Annotated in this window: 17 protein-coding genes; 3 read left to right on the forward strand and 14 right to left on the reverse strand. The window is 32.7% G+C overall.

Annotated features, from left to right (window positions below; all coding sequences use genetic code 11):
- Positions 1–172: 172 nt before the first annotated feature.
- Both CEY12_RS09220 and CEY12_RS09225 read right to left on the reverse strand, forming a co-directional pair.
- Positions 173–2,863: a type I restriction endonuclease subunit R gene (locus CEY12_RS09220; RefSeq protein WP_317043962.1), complete on the reverse strand. Its 2,691-nt coding sequence runs from the start codon at positions 2,861–2,863 to the stop codon at positions 173–175.
- A 267-nt stretch (positions 2,864–3,130) separates the two neighbouring features.
- The gene (locus CEY12_RS09225; RefSeq protein ID WP_089027419.1) at positions 3,131–4,057 is read right to left on the reverse strand and encodes a tyrosine-type recombinase/integrase; all 927 of its coding nucleotides are present in this window, start codon (positions 4,055–4,057) and stop codon (positions 3,131–3,133) included.
- 131 nt (positions 4,058–4,188) lie between these two features.
- Between CEY12_RS09225 and CEY12_RS09230 the strand changes: the two genes are divergently transcribed.
- Positions 4,189–5,280 carry a restriction endonuclease subunit S gene (locus tag CEY12_RS09230; protein WP_089027420.1) on the forward strand — a complete coding sequence of 364 codons (1,092 nt, stop codon included), beginning with the start codon at positions 4,189–4,191 and terminating at the stop codon, positions 5,278–5,280.
- A 60-nt stretch (positions 5,281–5,340) separates the two neighbouring features.
- Here CEY12_RS09230 and CEY12_RS22845 read toward each other — a convergent pair whose 3' ends face one another.
- The 4 genes from CEY12_RS22845 to CEY12_RS09250 all read right to left on the reverse strand — a co-directional run bounded on the left by CEY12_RS22845 (position 5,341) and on the right by CEY12_RS09250 (position 8,575).
- Positions 5,341–5,514: a restriction endonuclease subunit S gene (locus CEY12_RS22845; RefSeq protein WP_410493920.1), complete on the reverse strand. Its 174-nt coding sequence runs from the start codon at positions 5,512–5,514 to the stop codon at positions 5,341–5,343.
- A 20-nt stretch (positions 5,515–5,534) separates the two neighbouring features.
- On the reverse strand, positions 5,535–6,542 hold the full coding sequence (locus CEY12_RS22600; RefSeq protein ID WP_228409830.1) for a restriction endonuclease subunit S: 1,008 nt from the start codon (positions 6,540–6,542) through the stop codon (positions 5,535–5,537).
- Between the two features lie 55 nt (positions 6,543–6,597).
- Entirely contained in the window at positions 6,598–8,166 is a 1,569-nt protein-coding gene (locus CEY12_RS09245) for a type I restriction-modification system subunit M (protein WP_089027421.1), read from the reverse strand.
- Positions 8,167–8,350: 184 nt separating this feature from the next.
- Positions 8,351–8,575 carry a helix-turn-helix domain-containing protein gene (locus CEY12_RS09250; RefSeq protein WP_089027422.1) on the reverse strand — a complete coding sequence of 75 codons (225 nt, stop codon included), beginning with the start codon at positions 8,573–8,575 and terminating at the stop codon, positions 8,351–8,353.
- 392 nt (positions 8,576–8,967) lie between these two features.
- Between CEY12_RS09250 and CEY12_RS09255 the strand changes: the two genes are divergently transcribed.
- Positions 8,968–9,783: an RNA polymerase sigma factor gene (locus CEY12_RS09255; RefSeq protein WP_089029832.1), complete on the forward strand. Its 816-nt coding sequence runs from the start codon at positions 8,968–8,970 to the stop codon at positions 9,781–9,783.
- 1 nt (position 9,784) lies between these two features.
- Entirely contained in the window at positions 9,785–10,879 is a 1,095-nt protein-coding gene (locus CEY12_RS09260; protein ID WP_089027423.1) for a hypothetical protein, read from the forward strand.
- Positions 10,880–11,078: 199 nt separating this feature from the next.
- Here CEY12_RS09260 and CEY12_RS09265 read toward each other — a convergent pair whose 3' ends face one another.
- The 8 genes from CEY12_RS09265 to CEY12_RS09300 all read right to left on the reverse strand — a co-directional run bounded on the left by CEY12_RS09265 (position 11,079) and on the right by CEY12_RS09300 (position 19,022).
- Positions 11,079–11,738 carry a hypothetical protein gene (locus CEY12_RS09265; protein WP_157676793.1) on the reverse strand — a complete coding sequence of 220 codons (660 nt, stop codon included), beginning with the start codon at positions 11,736–11,738 and terminating at the stop codon, positions 11,079–11,081.
- Positions 11,739–12,041: 303 nt separating this feature from the next.
- Positions 12,042–13,202, reverse strand: coding sequence for a hypothetical protein (locus tag CEY12_RS09270; RefSeq protein ID WP_089027425.1), 1,161 nt, complete (start codon positions 13,200–13,202; stop codon positions 12,042–12,044).
- 298 nt (positions 13,203–13,500) lie between these two features.
- On the reverse strand, positions 13,501–14,484 hold the full coding sequence (locus CEY12_RS09275) for a toprim domain-containing protein (RefSeq protein WP_089027426.1): 984 nt from the start codon (positions 14,482–14,484) through the stop codon (positions 13,501–13,503).
- 221 nt (positions 14,485–14,705) lie between these two features.
- Positions 14,706–15,935: a primase-helicase family protein gene (locus CEY12_RS09280; protein ID WP_089027427.1), complete on the reverse strand. Its 1,230-nt coding sequence runs from the start codon at positions 15,933–15,935 to the stop codon at positions 14,706–14,708.
- A complete protein-coding gene (locus tag CEY12_RS09285) occupies positions 15,932–16,309 on the reverse strand; it encodes a helix-turn-helix domain-containing protein (protein WP_089027428.1) in 378 nt (125 codons plus the stop codon). Before CEY12_RS09285 ends, CEY12_RS09280 begins: the two co-directional genes overlap by 4 nt.
- A 112-nt stretch (positions 16,310–16,421) precedes the next feature.
- On the reverse strand, positions 16,422–17,213 hold the full coding sequence (locus tag CEY12_RS09290) for a DUF2214 family protein (RefSeq protein ID WP_089027429.1): 792 nt from the start codon (positions 17,211–17,213) through the stop codon (positions 16,422–16,424).
- 1 nt (position 17,214) lies between these two features.
- Positions 17,215–18,456: a site-specific integrase gene (locus tag CEY12_RS09295; protein ID WP_089027430.1), complete on the reverse strand. Its 1,242-nt coding sequence runs from the start codon at positions 18,454–18,456 to the stop codon at positions 17,215–17,217.
- Positions 18,453–19,022 (reverse strand): helix-turn-helix transcriptional regulator, encoded by a 570-nt coding sequence (locus tag CEY12_RS09300; RefSeq protein WP_089027431.1) that lies wholly within the window; start codon positions 19,020–19,022, stop codon positions 18,453–18,455. Before CEY12_RS09300 ends, CEY12_RS09295 begins: the two co-directional genes overlap by 4 nt.
- Positions 19,023–19,210: the final 188 nt, after the last annotated feature.

Here is a 19,210-nt window from a genome sequence, read left to right on the forward strand (position 1 = left end):
TGAATATATTTTGGCTTCCTAGATATTAATCTTTTACATATTAGATTCAAACCATTTGAATGAAAAGATTTTAGTGTTTATATAAAGTTTGATTCTGCAAAGATTGAATATTTACAAAGCTATCAAATACAATAGAGAGCAACTTACGGAAAACCGTAAATAATATTAAAGATTACGAAACCACCCCATCAATAAACACATCCACAAAATTTTGCACCTTCTGAATAATTCTCTTACCAATATTATTACGCTCAGTAATTTTTGGTTTTATTTCAAGTAGCTTTAAAGTATCACTTATTTTAGGAGTTTTGGAAGTAAAAAGAAAATCATCGATAGCATCTCGGAATCTGTCTTTATTCAAAGATTCTTCTGTAGCAATTTTTTCAAAAGCAGAGTTTTTTTCTTTATTCCAGTATTTTTCAAATTCTTCATTAACGTTGTCCCCACCAGAAATATGGGGAAGGTTTTCTTCTATGAATTTCTCTATCAGTTCTTTTTTGCTTCGAAGCTTTGCATCGCCGGAAAGAATATCTCTGATTTCTTTTTTCTTTTGTTCTAGCTTATTGCCTTTCAGATTAGAATCAGTCAAATTGGCTAGTAATGAAAGAATATAACTTACATTGATTTCATCTCGATGAATCAATTCTAGCTCAAAGTCGACGTCATCCAGAATACTTACTCTTCCTTCGCCTCCCTGCGGTCTTGTTTCTTTCCAAATATCTAAATACTTGCTTTTATACCCATCAAATTCATATTCGGTCATCTCCAATTTATCAAACTCAAAATCGGCAAATGATTTTAAAACGTTTAAAACACGCATCACTTCACGGAAAGCAGTGATAAATTCAAATTTTTCCTGTTCGGTTTGATAACTGTTGACACTGTCAATTTCAGGGGCAACAATCTTTAATGTATTTAAAGCAGCGTTGAAAAGTTCAATATAGTCTTCAATCGGTAGAATGATAATTTCCTGAATCGCTTCTTTATTGGAAAATAAAGTTACAGCATCATCAGTTGCAGACTTTAGATTTCTAAAACAAACAATATTTCCTTGTGATTTTTTTTCGCCTAACAATCTGTTGGTACGGGAGAATGCTTGGATTAGTCCGTGATATTTAAGATTTTTATCAACAAATAAAGTGTTCAATTGTGGACTGTCAAATCCAGTCAGAAACATATTCACAACAATAATTAAATCAACTTCTTTATTGCGGACTCTTTTAGCAATATCATTATAATAATTATAAAAACTTTGGCTGTCTTTAGTTGTAAAGTTGGTTCCAAACATTTCATTGTAATGACCAATATATCTTTCCAACACATTTCTGCTATGAGAATCTCCGTATTGTGCCTGCGGTTCTGCAACCATTCCAAACTCAGGTTCATCATAGATTCCATTGGCATCCTTAGACTCTTCATTTGTCCCATAGCTGAAAATAGTAGCAATCTTTAATTGATGCTTGCCTTCCTCTTTTTTCTTTTGGAAAAGGTCATAATATTTCTGTAAAACATCAATACTGCTTACACAAAACATTGCATTGAAAGTACTGTTATGCGTTTTTCTCCCGTATTCCGCGATGAGATAATCCGCAATTTTTTCAAGACGTTTCGGGCTTTCCAGAAGTTCTTGTGTATCGATTGCTTCAACATCCGTATCAATATAAGTATTGCTGCCTTCTTTTTCTTTGTATCTTCCGACATATTCCACAGAAAACTTCAAAACATTATCATCCCGAATGGCATCTGTAATCACATATTTATGCAGGCAATCTTCAAAAAGTCTATTCGTTGTTGCAGGAGCTCCGTCTATTTTCCCAATTGAATTAACTTCAGAAATCGGAGTTCCTGTAAAGCCAATCATTTGGGCGTTCTTAAAGTATTTTTTAATATTCTGATGTGTATCTCCGAACTGGCTTCTGTGACATTCATCAAAAATAAAAACCACTTTCTTATCTTTCAGCTTGTCAATTTTATTGCCGTGCTTTTCCTTTGTAATGGCAGTATTTAACTTCTGTAAAGTGGTTACAATCAATTTTGTATTGTCTGAAAGTTGCTTAACCAAATGAGCAGTATTTTCAGTGGCATCCACACTTCCTTTTTCAAAAGCATCAAATTCTTTTTGCGTTTGATAATCTAAGTCTTTTCGGTCAACCACAAAAACAACTTTTTCTACTTTAGGAATTTCTTTAAGGATTTGACTTGCTTTAAAAGACGTCAAAGTTTTCCCCGAACCTGTTGTATGCCAGATAAAACCGTTCTTATCGGTATTTCTTACTCTTTCAACAATTTTTTCAACCGCATAATATTGATAAGGTCGTAAAACCATCAGTATTTTATTCGATTCATTCAAAACGATATACTTGGTAATCATTTTAGCAATATGGCAAGGCTCTAAAAACGCAGGAGCAAAATGATCGAGTTGAGTTATGTTATTGTTGTGTTCATCAGACCAGAAGAAAGTTTGCTTAAAAGTTTGCTTTGCGTTGTTGGAATAATATTTTGTATTGACTCCGTTACTGATGATAAACAACTGAACGTAATTAAACAATCGACTTCCAGAATTGAAAGACTGATGATGATAGCGATTGATTTGATTGAAAGCCTCTTTCATTTCTAGACCGCGACGTTTCAGCTCAATCTGTACCAAAGGCAATCCGTTGATTAGGATCGTTACATCATATCTGTTTTTAAAGTTTCCTTCCTGAGCAATTTGATTTGTTACCTGAAACTGATTCTGACACCAATGGTCTTGGCTGATGAATTCAATCCATTCGGAAGTACCATCATCTTTAAAAAAATGAAAACGGTCACGTAATGTTTTAGCTTTTTCAAAAACATTTCCTTTGGAAAGATGATTGAGGATTTTTTCAAACTCAGTATCTGAGAATGTTTTTTATTGTGAATTTCGAGCTGAGTCTTTAGATTTTTAATAAGGTCTGCTTCGTTACATATCGTAACTTTTTTGTGACCTAACTGTTGTACTTGTTCTATTAATTTCTGCTCTAAAATATATTCCGGCTGACTTGACATTCAGTTTTGAGTTTTGGTTAAAAACTTTGTCAGAAGTATGAGTTCTGACAAAGTTGTTTCAGTTTTCCCAAATGTAAGAAATAATCAATGATAACTACAACTATTTTAGCGCTTTAAACATCTGGTCAATTACTTTTTTCTTTTGTTCCAGATTGGGATGAACGTATAAGTTCAAAGTTGTACTAATATTGGAATGACCGAGCAAAACACTCACTGTTTTATAGTCGCATTTGCTTTCGATACATCGGGTTGCAAAACTGTGTCTCAGACCGTGAAACTTGATATCAGGAATTTCTAAAAATTTCATCAGGTTTTTATAATAACTCCGGTAAGTTCTTGGTTCTGTAGGCTTAGAATCATTGGTTAAAACATAGAACGCAGGATTTACAATTTTCTTAAAAGGTTTCAGCATTCTCAACAAATCCCTGCTCATCGGAATTTCACGGATTGAGTTTTTGGTTTTGGGTGTATCAATCAACAATTCTGTTTTTCTTTCTCCATCTTCAATGACATAGATTCTTTGAATGGTTCTTCGGATATTAATAATACCGTTATCCGTATCAATATCTTCCCAAGTCAATGCACAAATCTCACCAATTCGCATTCCCGAACAAAGACAGATATAAACACCCAAATTTCTAAAAGTAAAATGCTCCTGAATATAGCTCATCACTTTTTTCTGATGTGTTCTGCTCAAGACTTCAATCGTATGGGTTTCCCTAACCGTAGGATATTGCACATTAAAATTGATAAACTCAATCCACTTATTTTTTGCACCAAACTTCAGCACCATTTTCAAAACAATGAGAATATCTTTGATGCTTTTCTGGCTCAATCCCTGCTCCAGTTTTTTAAATACAAACTTTTGTACCTCATCATCCTCAATCTCAGAATAATCTTTGAATACAGGTAATAAATGATTTTCCAGCAACAGCACATAAGCCGAAAAAGTTGACTTTTTCACATACAGCTTTTTATCATTCTTCCATAGTTCAGCGATTTCTGCTAAAGTCTTCTTTCTTGTCATAATTTTTTTGATTTTATAATTAATTATTTGAAATCTTAAAAGGTATGAAATAAAGATTGAGGATTATAAATCCTTAGAGTGTAACACAGTTTCCTAATTTACGATTTCCGGGGTTTGAAGGTACGTGGGAAGTGAAAAAATTGGGTGAAATTGCAGAAGTAAAAACTGGTAGTAAGGACACTCAAAATAAAGTTGATAATGGAATGTATCCATTTTTTGTTAGATCCAATACTATTGAGAAAATAAATACGTATTCATATGATGGTGAAGCAATTTTAACTTCTGGTGATGGTGTTGGAGTAGGAAAGAATTTTCATTATATAAATGGAAAATTTGATTTCCACCAAAGAGTTTATTCAATTAGAAATTTTAAGATAGGCTATGATGGAAAATACATATATAATATTTTCTCTGAAAAATTTTATGATAGAGTAATCCGATTAAGTGCAAAAAATTCCGTTGACTCTGTTAGAATGAATATGATTTCAGAAATGAAAATCTCATTTCCGATGTTTAATGAACAGCTGAAAATTGCTTCATTTCTAACTAAGATAGGAGATAGAATTCAAACCCAAAAGAAAATAATTGAGGATTTACATATAACAAAAAAAGAAATATCTTTTAAGCTTTTTAAAGAAGGATTTAACTCATCAGAAACAAAAAAAGAAAATTTCCAAAAATTAGGAGACCTAACCTATATTGTGAGTAAAAAAAATAAGGAAAACCTCAAACTACCAGTTTATTCAATCAACAATAAAAAAGGATTTTTAAGTCAGGCTGAACAGTTTGAAGGTATTGATAGTGACGAGAGAGGCTATGATATTTCGTTATACAAAATAATAGAGAAAGAAACCTTTGCTTATAATCCTGCAAGAATCAATGTTGGTTCAATCGGTTATAGTAGAAATTTGGAAAATATTATAATTAGTTCTTTGTATGTCTGTTTTAAAACAACAGATGCAGTTGATGATGAGTTTTTATTTCAATATCTACGAACTGATATTTTCAGAAAAGAAGTTTTAAGAAATGTAGAGGGAGGCGTTAGAGATTATTTATTCTATGAAAATTTTTCAAGAATAAAAATTAATCTGCCAGATTTGAAAGAACAAATTAAAATAGCTAAGCTTTTATCAAAATTTGATGAGAAAATAACCCTAGAAAACGAATTACTTATTCAATACGTAAATCAGAAAAAATATTTATTACAAAATCTTTTTGTTTAATAGATCAAGATTTTTAAGATAACCTTTTCAATGTTTTGAAAATTGAAAAGGCTTTTTTCATTAAACAAACAAATTAGCTAAAAGAAACTTTTTCTGAAGTTCTAACTTTTTTAGAACTTGTTTTTCCGTTTCTATTTTCTCTTGATAAGAAGAAAGAAAATTAGCAATTTTAGTTTGCTCATTTAGGGAAGGTAAAGGTAAACTTATATCAGAAAAATATGCATAACTAATCATTTTACCATCTCTTATACCTTCTAATTTTTATTAAGTTGCTTTATATAAGATTCAGATTTAAAATAATATTTATAAAAATAACTATTTATTTCAGTGTTATTCCTTAAAATTATATATGCCGGACTACATATACCTTTATATTCAGAATATTCAATACCTCCTTGAAATGATCTTAAACTAATTATAAAGTCGCCTTTCTCGACAATTTTATAACTTTCCACGCTTTTATCAGTCACTGAAATTTGAAAATCAATCAAATCTCTAGGAATAGCTCCATATTCTTGAGTTACGGCTAAAATTGGTAATTCTGAATTATGATTTTTATTTGAAATATTTGAAAAAACTTCATTTCCTTTTTTTCTTTCCCAACAAGGAAATTCTGATAAGTCAGTATTTTTAAATCTAATTCTTTTATTAAACAATTTACAGCCAACTCCTTTAATTAAGGTTTCTAATTGTTCAATTATTTTCTTTTGGGTTTGAATTCTTTCATCTAAAAGCTTGAAAAGTGAAGAAATTTTTTCTTGCTCTTCTATATTTGGTATAGCAACTATGACATTCGAAAAAGTTGTTTTATTTATTATTGGTACAGCTTGTTCTGCTGAGAGAGATTTTATTTTAAGTGAGGAATATTCTAACAATGAAAAAACAAAATCATCATCATTACCAACTGGAATAACAGAATTAATTTGCTGATTGGTAATTGAATCTTCAGTTGCTTGACCTACTTTACCAATTGTAGAACCAATACATACAAAATAGGTACTTCCTCTTCTAATTTTTCTGCCTTTATTGAATCCTTTTTCTGTTAATGTCGTTTTCGTTTTAAAAACATACCTATTTGATTGTAAATCAGTTGGAGAAACAAATAGGCGATTTCCATTATAAAAAGTAGTTTCATCTGTTGCAGGAGTTGAACCAGTTATTATATTTCCCAAACTTTCTAAAGTTGTTTTCCTCCATTCCCCTTCAAACCCCGGAAATCGTAAATTAGGAAAATTCTTTACACTTTTATTTTCTTCTGTCATCTTGATCATTTTTTTGTTAAAATTCTAAGCCTTGAGGATTTTGCTAAGTCAAAAATTAGCTGACTAATCCCAATTCTTTCAAATAAACTTCAATTTCAGAATCCAGTTGAGAACGTTTTGCTTCAAGCATCTTAATTTCTGCCATTACCGCCTGAATATCAATTTCATCTTCTTCCTCAAAAGTATCAACATAGCGAGGAATATTTAAGTTGTAATCATTATCTGCAACTTCCTGTAAAGTCGCTTTATGACTGAATTTTTCAGTTACTGTACGATTTTGGTAGGTGTCTACTATTTTATTGATGTGCGAGTAAAGCAAGACATTTTGGTTTTTCTGCTTTTCAAACTCTTTGCTTGCATCTACAAACAAAATATCTTCTTCTGCTTCACGGCATTTTTTAAAGATTAAAATACAGGTCGGAATACTTGTTCCAAAGAAAATATTAGCAGGTAAACCAATCACAGCATCTAAATAGTTTTTCTCTTTAATCAGATATTTTCTAATAATCAATTCGGCAGCACCACGGAATAAAACACCGTGAGGCATTACTACTGCCATAATTCCGTTTTCATCCAAATGATGAATCATATGTTGGATAAAAGCAAAATCTGCTTTTGAAGAAGGTGCTAATTTTCCATATTGTGAAAACCTTTCATCCAAAAGGTGAAGCTCATTGGCGCTCCATTTTGCAGAGAAAGGAGGATTAGCTACAATGGCATCAAAAGTCTTGTCAAGATGTTGAGGCTTCTCCAATGTATCTTCCTGACGGATGTCGAAATTGCTGTAATTGACACCGTGAAGAATCATATTCATCCTTGCCAAGTTGTACGTGGTACGGTTCATTTCCTGACCATAGAAATCGCTAACTTTCGCTTCACGGGCAACTCTTAAAAGCAACGAACCACTTCCGCACGTCGGGTCATATACGGATTTTAACTGTGATTTTCGACTCGTAACAATTCTTGCTAAAATAGTAGAAACCTGTTGTGGAGTATAGAATTCTCCTGCTTTTTTACCAGCTCCACTTGCAAATTGTGCAATCAGATATTCATAGGCATCACCTAAAACATCAGCATTAGTATCTGAAAGATTGAAATCAATATCATCCAAATGATAAAGAACTTTGGAGATTAAAGTGTTTTTTTCGTCTTCTGTTTTTCCTAATTTCGAGGAAGTCAAATCAAGGTCTTCAAAAAGATGTTCAAAATCATCTTCACTGTTCGTTCCAAGTGTTGATTGCTCAATATTATTAAGGATTTTAGAAAGTTCAGCCAAGATAAAATTAGATTTACCTTCCTGTTTCTGATGTCCTTTTTTAGCAATATTACTGAAAAGTTCTGATGGTTTCAGGAAATATCCTAAATCTTCAACGACTTCTTCATAAATAGCTTCAACAATTTCTTTTCCTGCTTCACAATTTTCATCAACATCATTGTAATCAACATCTTCTCCCGAATCTAACAAAATTTTATTAGCCGTAAAATGTATTTTCTCTGAAAGATACTTATAGAAAATAAATCCTAAAATATAATCACGGAATTCATCCGCATCCATTTTACCACGTAAAGTATTCGCTATATTCCAAAGTTGCTGTTGCAACTGACGTTTCTGTTCTTCTGACATATTTATAAATCCTTAATCTAAGACCTCAAAGATAAAAAAAATCACCACCAAAAGATTACGACATCCCATATTACAAATAAAATAAATAAAAATAAGAAAGTACAATCAAAATTCTGCTACTGCAGATCTTAATTTCTTTAGTTAAAACTGTTAATTTTTATAAAAATTTATTCAATAATTTTTTTTACTTTAGTTTAAAATCAAAAAGTTCCTGTGGATGTACATCTAGCCCCTTCGCTAACTCTTGAATAGTAGACATTCTTAGGTCTACTTCTCCTTTTTCTATTTTACTGATATTACTATGATCTACATCACATTTTTGAGCCAACTCCCTATAACTTAAATTCAGCTTTTTCCTGAACACCTCAACTCTCTTACCAAATGCTATTCTAAATTCTGATCTATCCATTTCGATTAACTTTGAATAAACAAAATGATGAGATTTTAATAAAAATTTGTAGTCGAATTAACCTACATTAAAAAAAAATGTTTTATATTTGCTAAAGAAGTTACAATAAAGGTAACTTTGCAATAGTTCAAAATATTAATCGAAGCTATTGCTTAGATTCTCGACTAGAAAACTGGTAATTTTTATGTGTGCGGGAAGATAAGTAAATTAGCTCACGACCGCGGCGTGGGCTCACTTATCGTACACGGGTATACCAGTACCTCTAGTCAATGAGCTGAGTTCCACGCCTTTATTTTAGGCAAAATGCAGTGAATGAATATTTTGATGGTGTAGAGAATTCTTAAAAATCTAAGCAGTTCCTTCAGCAATAATTTTGCTAAAATATGCTGCTTATGAAAAGAACAAACTCTCCACCCCGAAAGCTGAGCAATCTTCAGCTGTACGAACTGCTGAAAAAAGGTAATCCGACCGCTCTCGAACACATTCATTTGCGCCACAAGAGACTTCTTTTCTGGATTGGATTACAGGTGTTGAAAGATGATTTTGTAGTGGACACTATTGTTCAGGATACCTTCCTAAAATTGTGGCTACACCGCGGCACCATTGAATCGCCTGATCATATTACCGGCTTTTTACGCTTTGTGATGAAAAGGGATTGTATCGCATATGTGACTGCGCCCAGAAATAAATTTACCCGCCTGATGGCTTCTCTTGATAGTTTTGAGAATTATCAGGAGTATCTTGCAGGCTACGATCCTTTGAAAGATAAAGAGTATTTACATAGTCAGGAATCTGATCAAAACAAATTCGATGAAATCACAAAGGTGTTACCCGTTCTGAATCCTAAAAGAAAACACCTGATAGAACTTTGCCTCGAATACGGATTCCAGTACAAGCCTATCGCAGAAGCAATGGGAAGCAGCGTGACAGGCATTAGTATGGAGGTGGGCAAAGCAATTGATGAACTTCGGAAAATCCTTAAAGTCACATCGTTTGAGCAGCCAGAGGAAAAAACTGCACTTAAAAAAGAGCAGTTAAAACAACTCACCAATCAGCAGCTCGAGATTGTCAAAAGACGGTTTGAACAGAAATCCTCTTTTGCGGTGATTGCAAAAGAACTCAAACTACCCGAAAAGGAAGTCCATCGGGATTTTCTGTATGCCTTTCAGCATCTTCAAAATCATAACCAATCTGAAATATCGCTTTGAAATGGAAAAGTCTACAATAACCCTGACGCGGAAAATTCAGCTGGTGATTGATGTTCCAGCCGATTGTAAAAGCGAAATGTGGGAAAAACTATACCGGTATCAGAACCGCTGTTTCCGTGCAGCGAATTTGATTGTTTCCCATCTGTATGTACAGGAAATGATTAAGGATTTCTTTTACCTCACCGAAGAGATTCAATACAAGCTAGCTGATGAAAAAAAAGATGAAATGGGAATCTTCGACCGTTCGAAAACAAACACGACGGCACGCTTAGTCTTTGACAGATTCAAGGGAGAAATTCCCACCGATATTCTGGGATGCCTGAACAATACAATCCAGTCCACCTTTTCCAAAAACAAAGCCGACTATTGGCAGGGATCAAAATCCTTAATGAATTATAAAAAAGACATTCCCATTCCACTTCCGGTCAAATGCATCAGCAAAATGAAATATGATCCTGATAAGAAAGCGTTCAGCTTCAATATGTTTGCGATTCCTGTCAAGACTTACTTAGGGAGAGATTTCTCGGATAAACATTTGGTACTAGAACGGCTTTTAAGAGAAGAAATCAAGTTATGCAACTCACAGGTTCAGCTGAAAGACGGTAAGATCTTTTGGCTCGCCGTCTTTGAATTTGAAAAGGAAAACCACGGTTTAAAACCCGAAATCATTGCTGAAGCATCTCTGTCATTAGAACATCCAATCGTGGTAAAAGCCAATAATGTGCGAATGAATATAGGCTCAAAAGAAGAATTTCTCTACAGAAGACTTGCAATTCAGGCAAGTAATAAAAGGATTCGAGCCGGAGTCGCTTATTCCCGTTCCGGAAATGGAACCAAACGGAAACAGAAGGCACTGAAAAAAACAGAAAATTTAGAAAAACGTTTTGTCAGTCATCATCTTCATCTGTACAGCCGTAAGCTGATTGATTTCTGCATCAGGCAACAGGCGGGCACCCTGATCCTTAAAAATCAGGAAGACAAAATAGGAATTGCAAAAGAACAGGAATTTGTGCTTCGCAACTGGAGCTATTATGAACTGCAGACCAAAATAAAATACAAAGCAGAAAAAGCCGGTATCGAATTGATTATCGGATAGCTAAAAAAATGAGGGTGCTTGTATACCCGTAGGGTGAGGTTTTGAACACTCACTAAATACTAAAAGTATATACAATGGCGTGGGCTATTTTTAAGGAAAATAAGAACCTCTTTTAAATAGCATAAAAGAGGTCGGATATTTTTAATGATTTTTAAAAATAAGTCTTATGCAACGGCTACCACTGTTAGTTGTAGTTCTTTTATTCGAAAATATTGGGAATTATCTTATATTTAATTTGAACTTCAAAATGGCTGCAACTTCTTTGTGATATATTCTTAAACATAAATGAAGTGCCAAATTTTTCTGTTAAGAATTCTTCAAAACATTTATAAATTGTTCCTTCTCCTGAATTATAAATATTGGAAGCCTTAATTCTATCATTTTCCTCTCTTATTTTTCCAATCAGCACCACATCATGATAGACTTCAAAAATTGGATTTATAGCAGAAATGGAATCGCTTATATTGAAAGGTGTTCTTTCATAAAATTCGCATTCTTCAAAATCTTTTTGAACTTTTAGTTCTACATTAACTTTTTCCTCACTTAATTTTAAAGTCACTTCTCGAATGAGTTCTTGTGGAACTTTAACTGTTTCAAAAACTTCAAACACTCCATTAAATTCATCACTTTCGTCAATAAGTGAGGCTTTTAAAACGAAATATTTTCCAATTTCTTCAAATAAATAATTAGATAAGACTCTTTTAATAATCTTATTTGAATTTTCAAATTTTCTAAATTCTTGCTCGTTTTTAACTTTAACATAGCAAATTAAATCCTTAAAATTTTTTAACTCATAAGAAATATGAAAATGAATATCTTTATTCTCAATATTTACAATTTTTATTTCGGTTTTAGTCATTTTTTTAACAGTTTTATTATAAAATTGCAGACAACTTTTAGCTTCACCCAATGCGTAAATTTGATTTATATAAATTGTTTAAAGCTATTTCTGATGCTAATATAAATTTTATTTTTTTAATTTCATGAGCAATAACATACAAAAATATAAATCTTCACTTTAATTTGAATTACCGAATATTTTACTTACAAAATCAAACATTCTAGCCAGATTGATTGCTTCCCCACATCCTTACTTTCTAGAATTCTTGCTTCCTTAATAACTATCATTCAAAAGAGATTACTCTGCAATAGGTCGCGGTTGTTAGAGTCTTTTTCTCTTTCTTGTATTTTGAATTGGAATATCCTCAACCGCATAATTTGTACTGTTATTTCCGAATTGTAATAAAGAGAAAAGCTGATTAACTATCTCAAGGTCTTTAAAAATCTCATTGAAGGCAGCAAAAGGAATGCTGTTTTCCTGAGAAATTTTTTGTACTATTTTTTCCATTTCCGTTATGAGCTTTTGTTTATCTGTTCTGTCAAGATGTGGACTTCTAAATCTTGCAAATTTGATTTCCTTCTGTAGAGTATTAATTACAGAATCCAGATATTTTTTCTTTTCAGAAGCAAATACGGTTGGGCTGGATAATAGCACAGAATTTTTGGTTTTGAAAAGATGAACTTGCTTTTTTAAATCATCGACCTTTGTGTTGAGTTCAGTAATATTTTTTGATTTAGATTCCAGTTCAGTTATATTCTTTAGGATTGTGCTTTTATACGTTCGAAAAGCTCTTTCATAATTCTCAATGGTTTTGTCAGTCTTAATTTTTTTAAAACCTAAAAAATCATTTTCCTTCACAACCAGCTGATCTGATTTTTTTGAATTCATCTCAGATTTCATCAAATCATACTTTTCTTCCAAAACTTTGAGATCTTCTTCTTTCTGCTGAATCTTAAACTCAATCGCTTCCAATCTTCCTTTGGAACCGGAAATTCCTCTTTCCATATTCAGGCATTCTGCTGTCAGATCCTGCATTTTTGAATAATGAAAGGATTGGTGTTTAAGTGTTTTTCCTGTTTTCAGATCCTGCCAGTCAGCTACCAAATGAGCGTGGTAATTGGGTTTCCATTCTTTCGTGTCTTTATCAGTGTGTCCTTCGTCTTTATGAATGGCGATCTGGAATACACGGATATCCAATTCTTCTTCCAGTCTCTTTGCTAAGTTTTGAAGTTCTAGCATCGTTGTGTTCTCTTTGATGACAACGACCGCTTCCCGAACTGGCATTGCATTCTTCTGTAATTTTCTTCCGGACTTTTCTTTGCAATATGCTTCTATATTTTGGATTCTATCAGCTATTTTCTGTTCTATCCAGTATTCATTCTTTGGCGTCAGATCTTTACGGATGTAATCAAAAGTTTTCTTCCTGAAATTATGGGTTTCCGAATCGGACTTAACAACTTTGAAATTAATAGAGGTCTTCATTGCTTTTACATCTTTAAAGTTTTACACTTTTATTGTTTTATGCTTTTAAATTTTTGTTGAAGGTGGCTATAGTTATATTACGCAGCATTACTTTTTATGTGTGTTTATTTTACACACCTTCGATGAGAATAGACCAAGTGTTTTTTACACTAGTTCAACAAGCTAACCTGATATTATTATACCCAGGTTAAAAGCCTCGCAGAGCGTATTAGAAACTTTGTTGGGAGGCACGACCTTCAAAGTTGCGAATGCGCTCCTAACTTCTGCGTGTAGTTGGTAAAAAATACAGCACTCCTTATCAGCGTTTCCTTTTAAAACCATTTGATTTTTTGATTTCCGGCTCCTGATCTCTCACTTGTTGTTTTTCCTGTTCTGGAAATTTTTCAGATAGTTTCCCTGCAATATTTGGCACATTATTTTTCATTCTCTGTATCAAAAATTCGTTGAGATCTTTATGGTTGGAATAGATACCGGAATGATCTTTTGCTTCCGGAAAGAATTTTATGATCTCAGACCTGCATTTAATCCCGGCATTATCGTTGTCCAGAAAAAGATGGATATCAGGATAGTTTTTCAGATGTTCGATGGATTTGTTTAAAAGAGCAATGGAATTCATCACAAGAATATCTCCTGCAAAAGACTTTTGCAATTCGATAAAAGACAAGGCATCCAGAAAACCTTCAAAAACTGCTACACCTTTGACGTCTCTATCTTGAATATTTGATTTATTCTGACCATTGATGCTGAGATCTATTAGTGAAACATCCTTTTTCAACAATGAACCTTTGTAGAAAGCATTACGCAATTCAAAACCGCCAGATAAGTTCTCAAAACCAATGGCATAGAGTTTCTTATTGCCGATGGTAAATTGTACTTCTTTTATGTAATCATATACTTTAGGACTTAATCCACGTCCCTGCAGATATTGTTTCAGGTTTGGATTCTGGAGATCGAATATTTCATCTATTCTGTAATCTGGTTCTGACTTTTTAATCTGTTGTTGCTGATGAAAAGAAGAAAAATTTTGTTTTTGCGCCCAGTCCAGAACTTCATTGACAGAAGTGTTCAAATATTTTTTCATAAAGTCGGTGTTATTCCCGCCGACACCTTCTGAATGAAGATACCATGAATTAATTCTCTTATTCAATTTGAAAGAGGCTTGAGATTCGATGGCAAAGGGGTTGAGATACCAAGCTTCTTTTTCATTTTGTTTCGTGGGAAGGTGTCCGAGAGAAAGGAGGACTTCTTCCAACGGGATTGTATTAAATTGTTTGCAATTCATAGCTGTAAATTTTCCGTGTTTTGAGTGAGATATTTTTTGTTGAATTGTTGAGAAAACCTTTTAACTTATTGATTGAACAATATTTAATTACTCAACAAATGCTCAACAATTCAACAAACTAGAGTTTTTCTGCTCAACAAACATTCAACAAAAAATTGGGTTTAAAAGTTTGTTGAGGATTTTGTTGAGTTTAAAGTGTTTGATTTTCTATTCATTATCAATCAATTCAACATTTCAACATGTTTATTAAGAATAAAATCCTTTTTTATGGTGAAATAGCGACCAACTGAATTGTTTTGATAAAATATTCCTGCAAAATCAATGTCGTATCTGATGTAAGTCAAACCATTATTTTGTGGATTTAATTTCCAAGTTTCTTTTAAAAGATTTCGAATATCATTTCTTGTCCAGTAAGTTGGGCGAAACATTCTATTCATCATATTGAGCAAGTCTTGCGGAACGACATTAATTTCTTCATCAGCGTTGCTTTCAAAAAACTCATAAAGCAATTCTATAATCTTAGATTCTAGCTTATTATTATTTTTGAAAACTAATTTCTGGAGTGCTTTTGTTCTGATCTCATCGGCAGAAAACCACATTCGTGTTTTCTTTTCCGTTGAAAATGGTCTTTCGATTAAATACCGAAGAAAATAGGGAATTTCGGAAATGAGATTATTCAAAAACTCAGTGTTTTCCGTTTTGATCGGATTGATTTTCAAAATCCAAAATCGAATTTCGTTTTCATCAATTTGAATAAAATTATCCTCATTATTGGAACACAGAATAAACTTGGCGAAAAAATCGATTTCTTCTCTGTCTTTTCCTTTGGCTTCCAACTTATCTTTATTGGTCGTAGACAGATACTTGAGTCTTTCTGTAATTTCTTTTTTATCAAAGAAAACTTCATCGATTGCCACCAACAACATTGCTGCCCAATCGCTGTTGAATTGACTTCCAAATGAATCTCCTTTGATGTAAGTCATATTCAATCCGAAAATCTCTCTCAGCCACTTGATAAAAGTTGATTTTCCGGTTGCTCTTTCTTTGGATACCAAACATAAAATAGGTAGAATTTGCGTTGGAAATTGCAGGAGAATTTTCAAATAATCCAGACCCATTTCCAGTTGTTCACCGAAAATATGCGCTACAAAATTCAAAGAAAATGGCATTTTAGATTTTAAATCCTCCGTTTCAGATGAGGGATGAAATGGAATTTCATTGTAAATATTATAGAAACCTTGAACGATTTGTTGATAATTTAAATGCTCCGGAATGCAACAGAAACCATCAAATTTTGGAACATTTGAAACATAACTTTTTCCGTGATCACTAACAATTGTTTCACGATTCCAGCGAACCAAAACTGAAGTTTTATCGCCAGAAATTAATGGCTTTTCTATCACTTTATAATAGGTGGTTCCAACTCGGATGTAGGGAATTTTTTGGCTCATCTTTGTAGATTTTGGTTAGAATCTACATTTGCCTTTCTTGAATTTTTTCTAAAATTGGCTTCCGCTTCAGATTGGATTTCTTGTAGTGTTTTTTTCTTTCCTTTAGAAATCCAATCCAATAGTTCATCTTCAAAAAAGTAGAGTTTCTTGCCATTTTTATAACAAGGAATCAATCTTTTCCGCACAAGAGTATAAACTGTAGGTTTAGCCTTACCGATAATTTGGCAAGCTTCTACAATATCAATCGGAATTCTTTTTACGGGAATTATCGGAGGTTCTTTCCTTTCTACAAGAAATTTAATTTCAGCTATTTCGCTAACCAGATGCGCAACTGCTCTTGGCAGGTTTTCAAATGAAATGTCATTGCTATCCATAACTATTGTTTTTAATTGTTATGGTGCAAAGAAAAAAAGTGATTGCTCTGTGATCGCTATAAACACGCAATCACAGAGCAATCACTAAACATACACTTCGTTTTGTGATTTTTTATGTTTTTTGGTAGTCTGTCAAGTCTTCCTGAATTTTGATATTACCTTTTAGAGGTTCATCTTTCAAATGTGACTTGATACTATCTAAATCAATATCATCAAGCGAAACAAATATAGTTTTTAATAATTTTGAAATTTCTTCCTGTTTTATTGGTCTAAAATAATTCCAAATATTCCAACCGAAATGATAAAGGTCTAGATTAGTTAATTCTTTGGTGTGGACAGAAATATCGTTAGGAATCCCTTCTTTTTTTGAGTATAAACTTATGGCATTACAAAGTGCATCAAGATCTTCATCTGTTACATATAATGCAAACTGATTCCGAGTATAATCTAGAGCGATTTGTAGTTTTATACTTTCATTCTGTTGCTTTTGCTGGAGTTGAGTTTTTCTTATAGATTCCAGATTTACGGATTCTGTAGTTTGATTCACAATGTTTTCATCCGAATTTTCGAGTAAATAGATTGGTGTATTTTCATCAATTATTTGCTTTTGCTTTTCCCTTACATTCTCAGGATTTTCAGATGGAATCAAATCTTCAGTAGAATTTTCGGAATTGCCTTTTTTAGGAAAAATCTTTTTGAATAAGATAATTAGACCATCGAGAAATAATATAATAAGTGCATAAAATAATATACTTAATGCTGTGATTGACCAAAATACAACATTTGCGGTATATTCGTCACCACCCTTTCCAAGAAAAGAAATTCTTGCTAACGCTCCCCCTATCACACATACTAATAGAACGGAAAGGTAGATGACAATATATTCAAAATATTTCAAGTGCATTTTATAAGTTTTTTAGTTGAATAGCGGTCGAAGCTTTATTTTTCTTTTCATCAACAACTTTTGCGTAAACCTGTGTAGTTTTTACGTTCGTATGACCTAGCATTTTACTCACTGTGTAAATATCAGTTCCACTCGAAAGTTGAAGCGTTGCAAAAGTGTGTCTAAAATTATGAAAGGTTATTTTTTTAGTAATTCCAGCACTTTCAATCCACTTCTTGAGTGGTCGTGAAATCCAAGCCGGATTAGTCAGATTTTTAAAAATCAAATCATTTGGAAGACCTACTTCACCACAAAGTTGTAATGCTTGTTTAGACATAGGCATATATTCTACACCTTTTGTCTTTTTTTGTGTGAAATTTATTTTTGCCTGATCGTTTTCAATACTTATCTCGTTCCACGTTAGTTTCTGAATATCGGAATGTCGCAGACCTGTTAATGCTGAAAAAAGTGCTGCTCGTTTAAGAACTTCAAGTTCGCACGGCGTTTCAACTAAAGTATTAAGTTCGTCAAGTGTTAAATATTCTCGTCTTGATTCCTCGTGCGGAATCGCTTTTATTTTAGCAGAAATGTCAGTCGTAAAATATCCATCAATAAAAGCTTGTTTTAACGCAGCTTTGAATACGGAAAAATAAGTCGAAGCCGTATTTTGAGAAATAATCTCTTCCTTATTGCTGCCACTTTTTGCAGTCAACAAATATGATTTAAAGTGTTCACAGAATTTTGTATTGATCTGCGAAAACATAATTTTTTCGCCTCCAAAATCTTTTAGAAATTCTATCGAACGATACCAATTTACCTGAATCGATTCGGAATTGTTTTTATGTCTTTTATTAACCAATCGATCAAAATATCCCACAAAATTCTCCTGCGATTTTTCTTTTTGTTCTACTTGAATTTTGTCGAGTTCGCTGTAAAGTTCAATATTGTCATATTCTCTCTGACGTAATTTACGCATAGAATCTGCATAGAACATTGTTTCCCGATCATTTTCGCTTTTGCAAACGATAATACCATTGTCATCTCTTTTAGGTTTAAATGAAACGGATTCGTGGGTTGTTCTTGCAGGTCTTTTCTTATCAAAATCTACGGTTGTGACACTTCGGTTCAAATATTCCCGGATTCTTTGAACTTTATCTTTACCCGGAATCATCACAGGATAACTTTCCAAATAAATGAACCATTCTTTTCGGAATTCGGATTTTCGCAATCGCACGGTAACTTTGGTTTTTAATAACTCTTTCATTTTCCGTCAAAAATTTTATCAATTAAATTTTTAGGAACATACACAAAACTTCCAACTTTCTTTGTCGGAATTTTGTTTCTTTTAATTAGGTTCGTTACAGTTCCTGGATCAGCGTAGAATTTTGAACTAATTTCGGAAATTGTGTAACAATTACCAACTTCAAAATTGGGTTTCTCAATTATTATTTCCTTTTCTTCCGGTATTTCAACTGCTGAAAATAAATCTTCCAAATCTGATCGCTTAACACGAGTTAATCTTACTCCAAAATTAACTCCCTTTATTGTTCCACGTTTTATTAATCTGTGAATGGTATCTCTCGATATTCCAAACATTACAGTTGCTTCAGCAACGGATAAAAATTCACGAGATTGAACTTCTGCAATTTTATTTACATACTTTTTCAAAAGTGTTTCTTTTTCCACTCTTTCTTTTTCCTGCTTTTTGCGCTCTTTTCCCGATTTATTAGCGCAGGAAACTGTACAAAAACGAGTCGTAACTGTCTTTGCTTCAAAGGGTTTTGAACACTGCTCACATACCCTTGGTATTTTTAATTTACTAAATCCCATTCTGAAATAACATCCTGAACATTCTCTGTTTTTTGGCTTCTAAAATAAAATAAGACGCATAAGACGCACATTACATCCAAATAACACGCGGTACAAATGAGATACAAAATTACAACAAAAATCAGTTAAAATCAACTATTAATAAAAAATACAAAAACAAAAAAAATCGCTGTAAATATTACATTTAC

Origin of the sequence: Chryseobacterium sp. T16E-39 (assembly GCF_002216065.1) — a bacterium.
Taxonomy (GTDB): domain Bacteria; phylum Bacteroidota; class Bacteroidia; order Flavobacteriales; family Weeksellaceae; genus Chryseobacterium.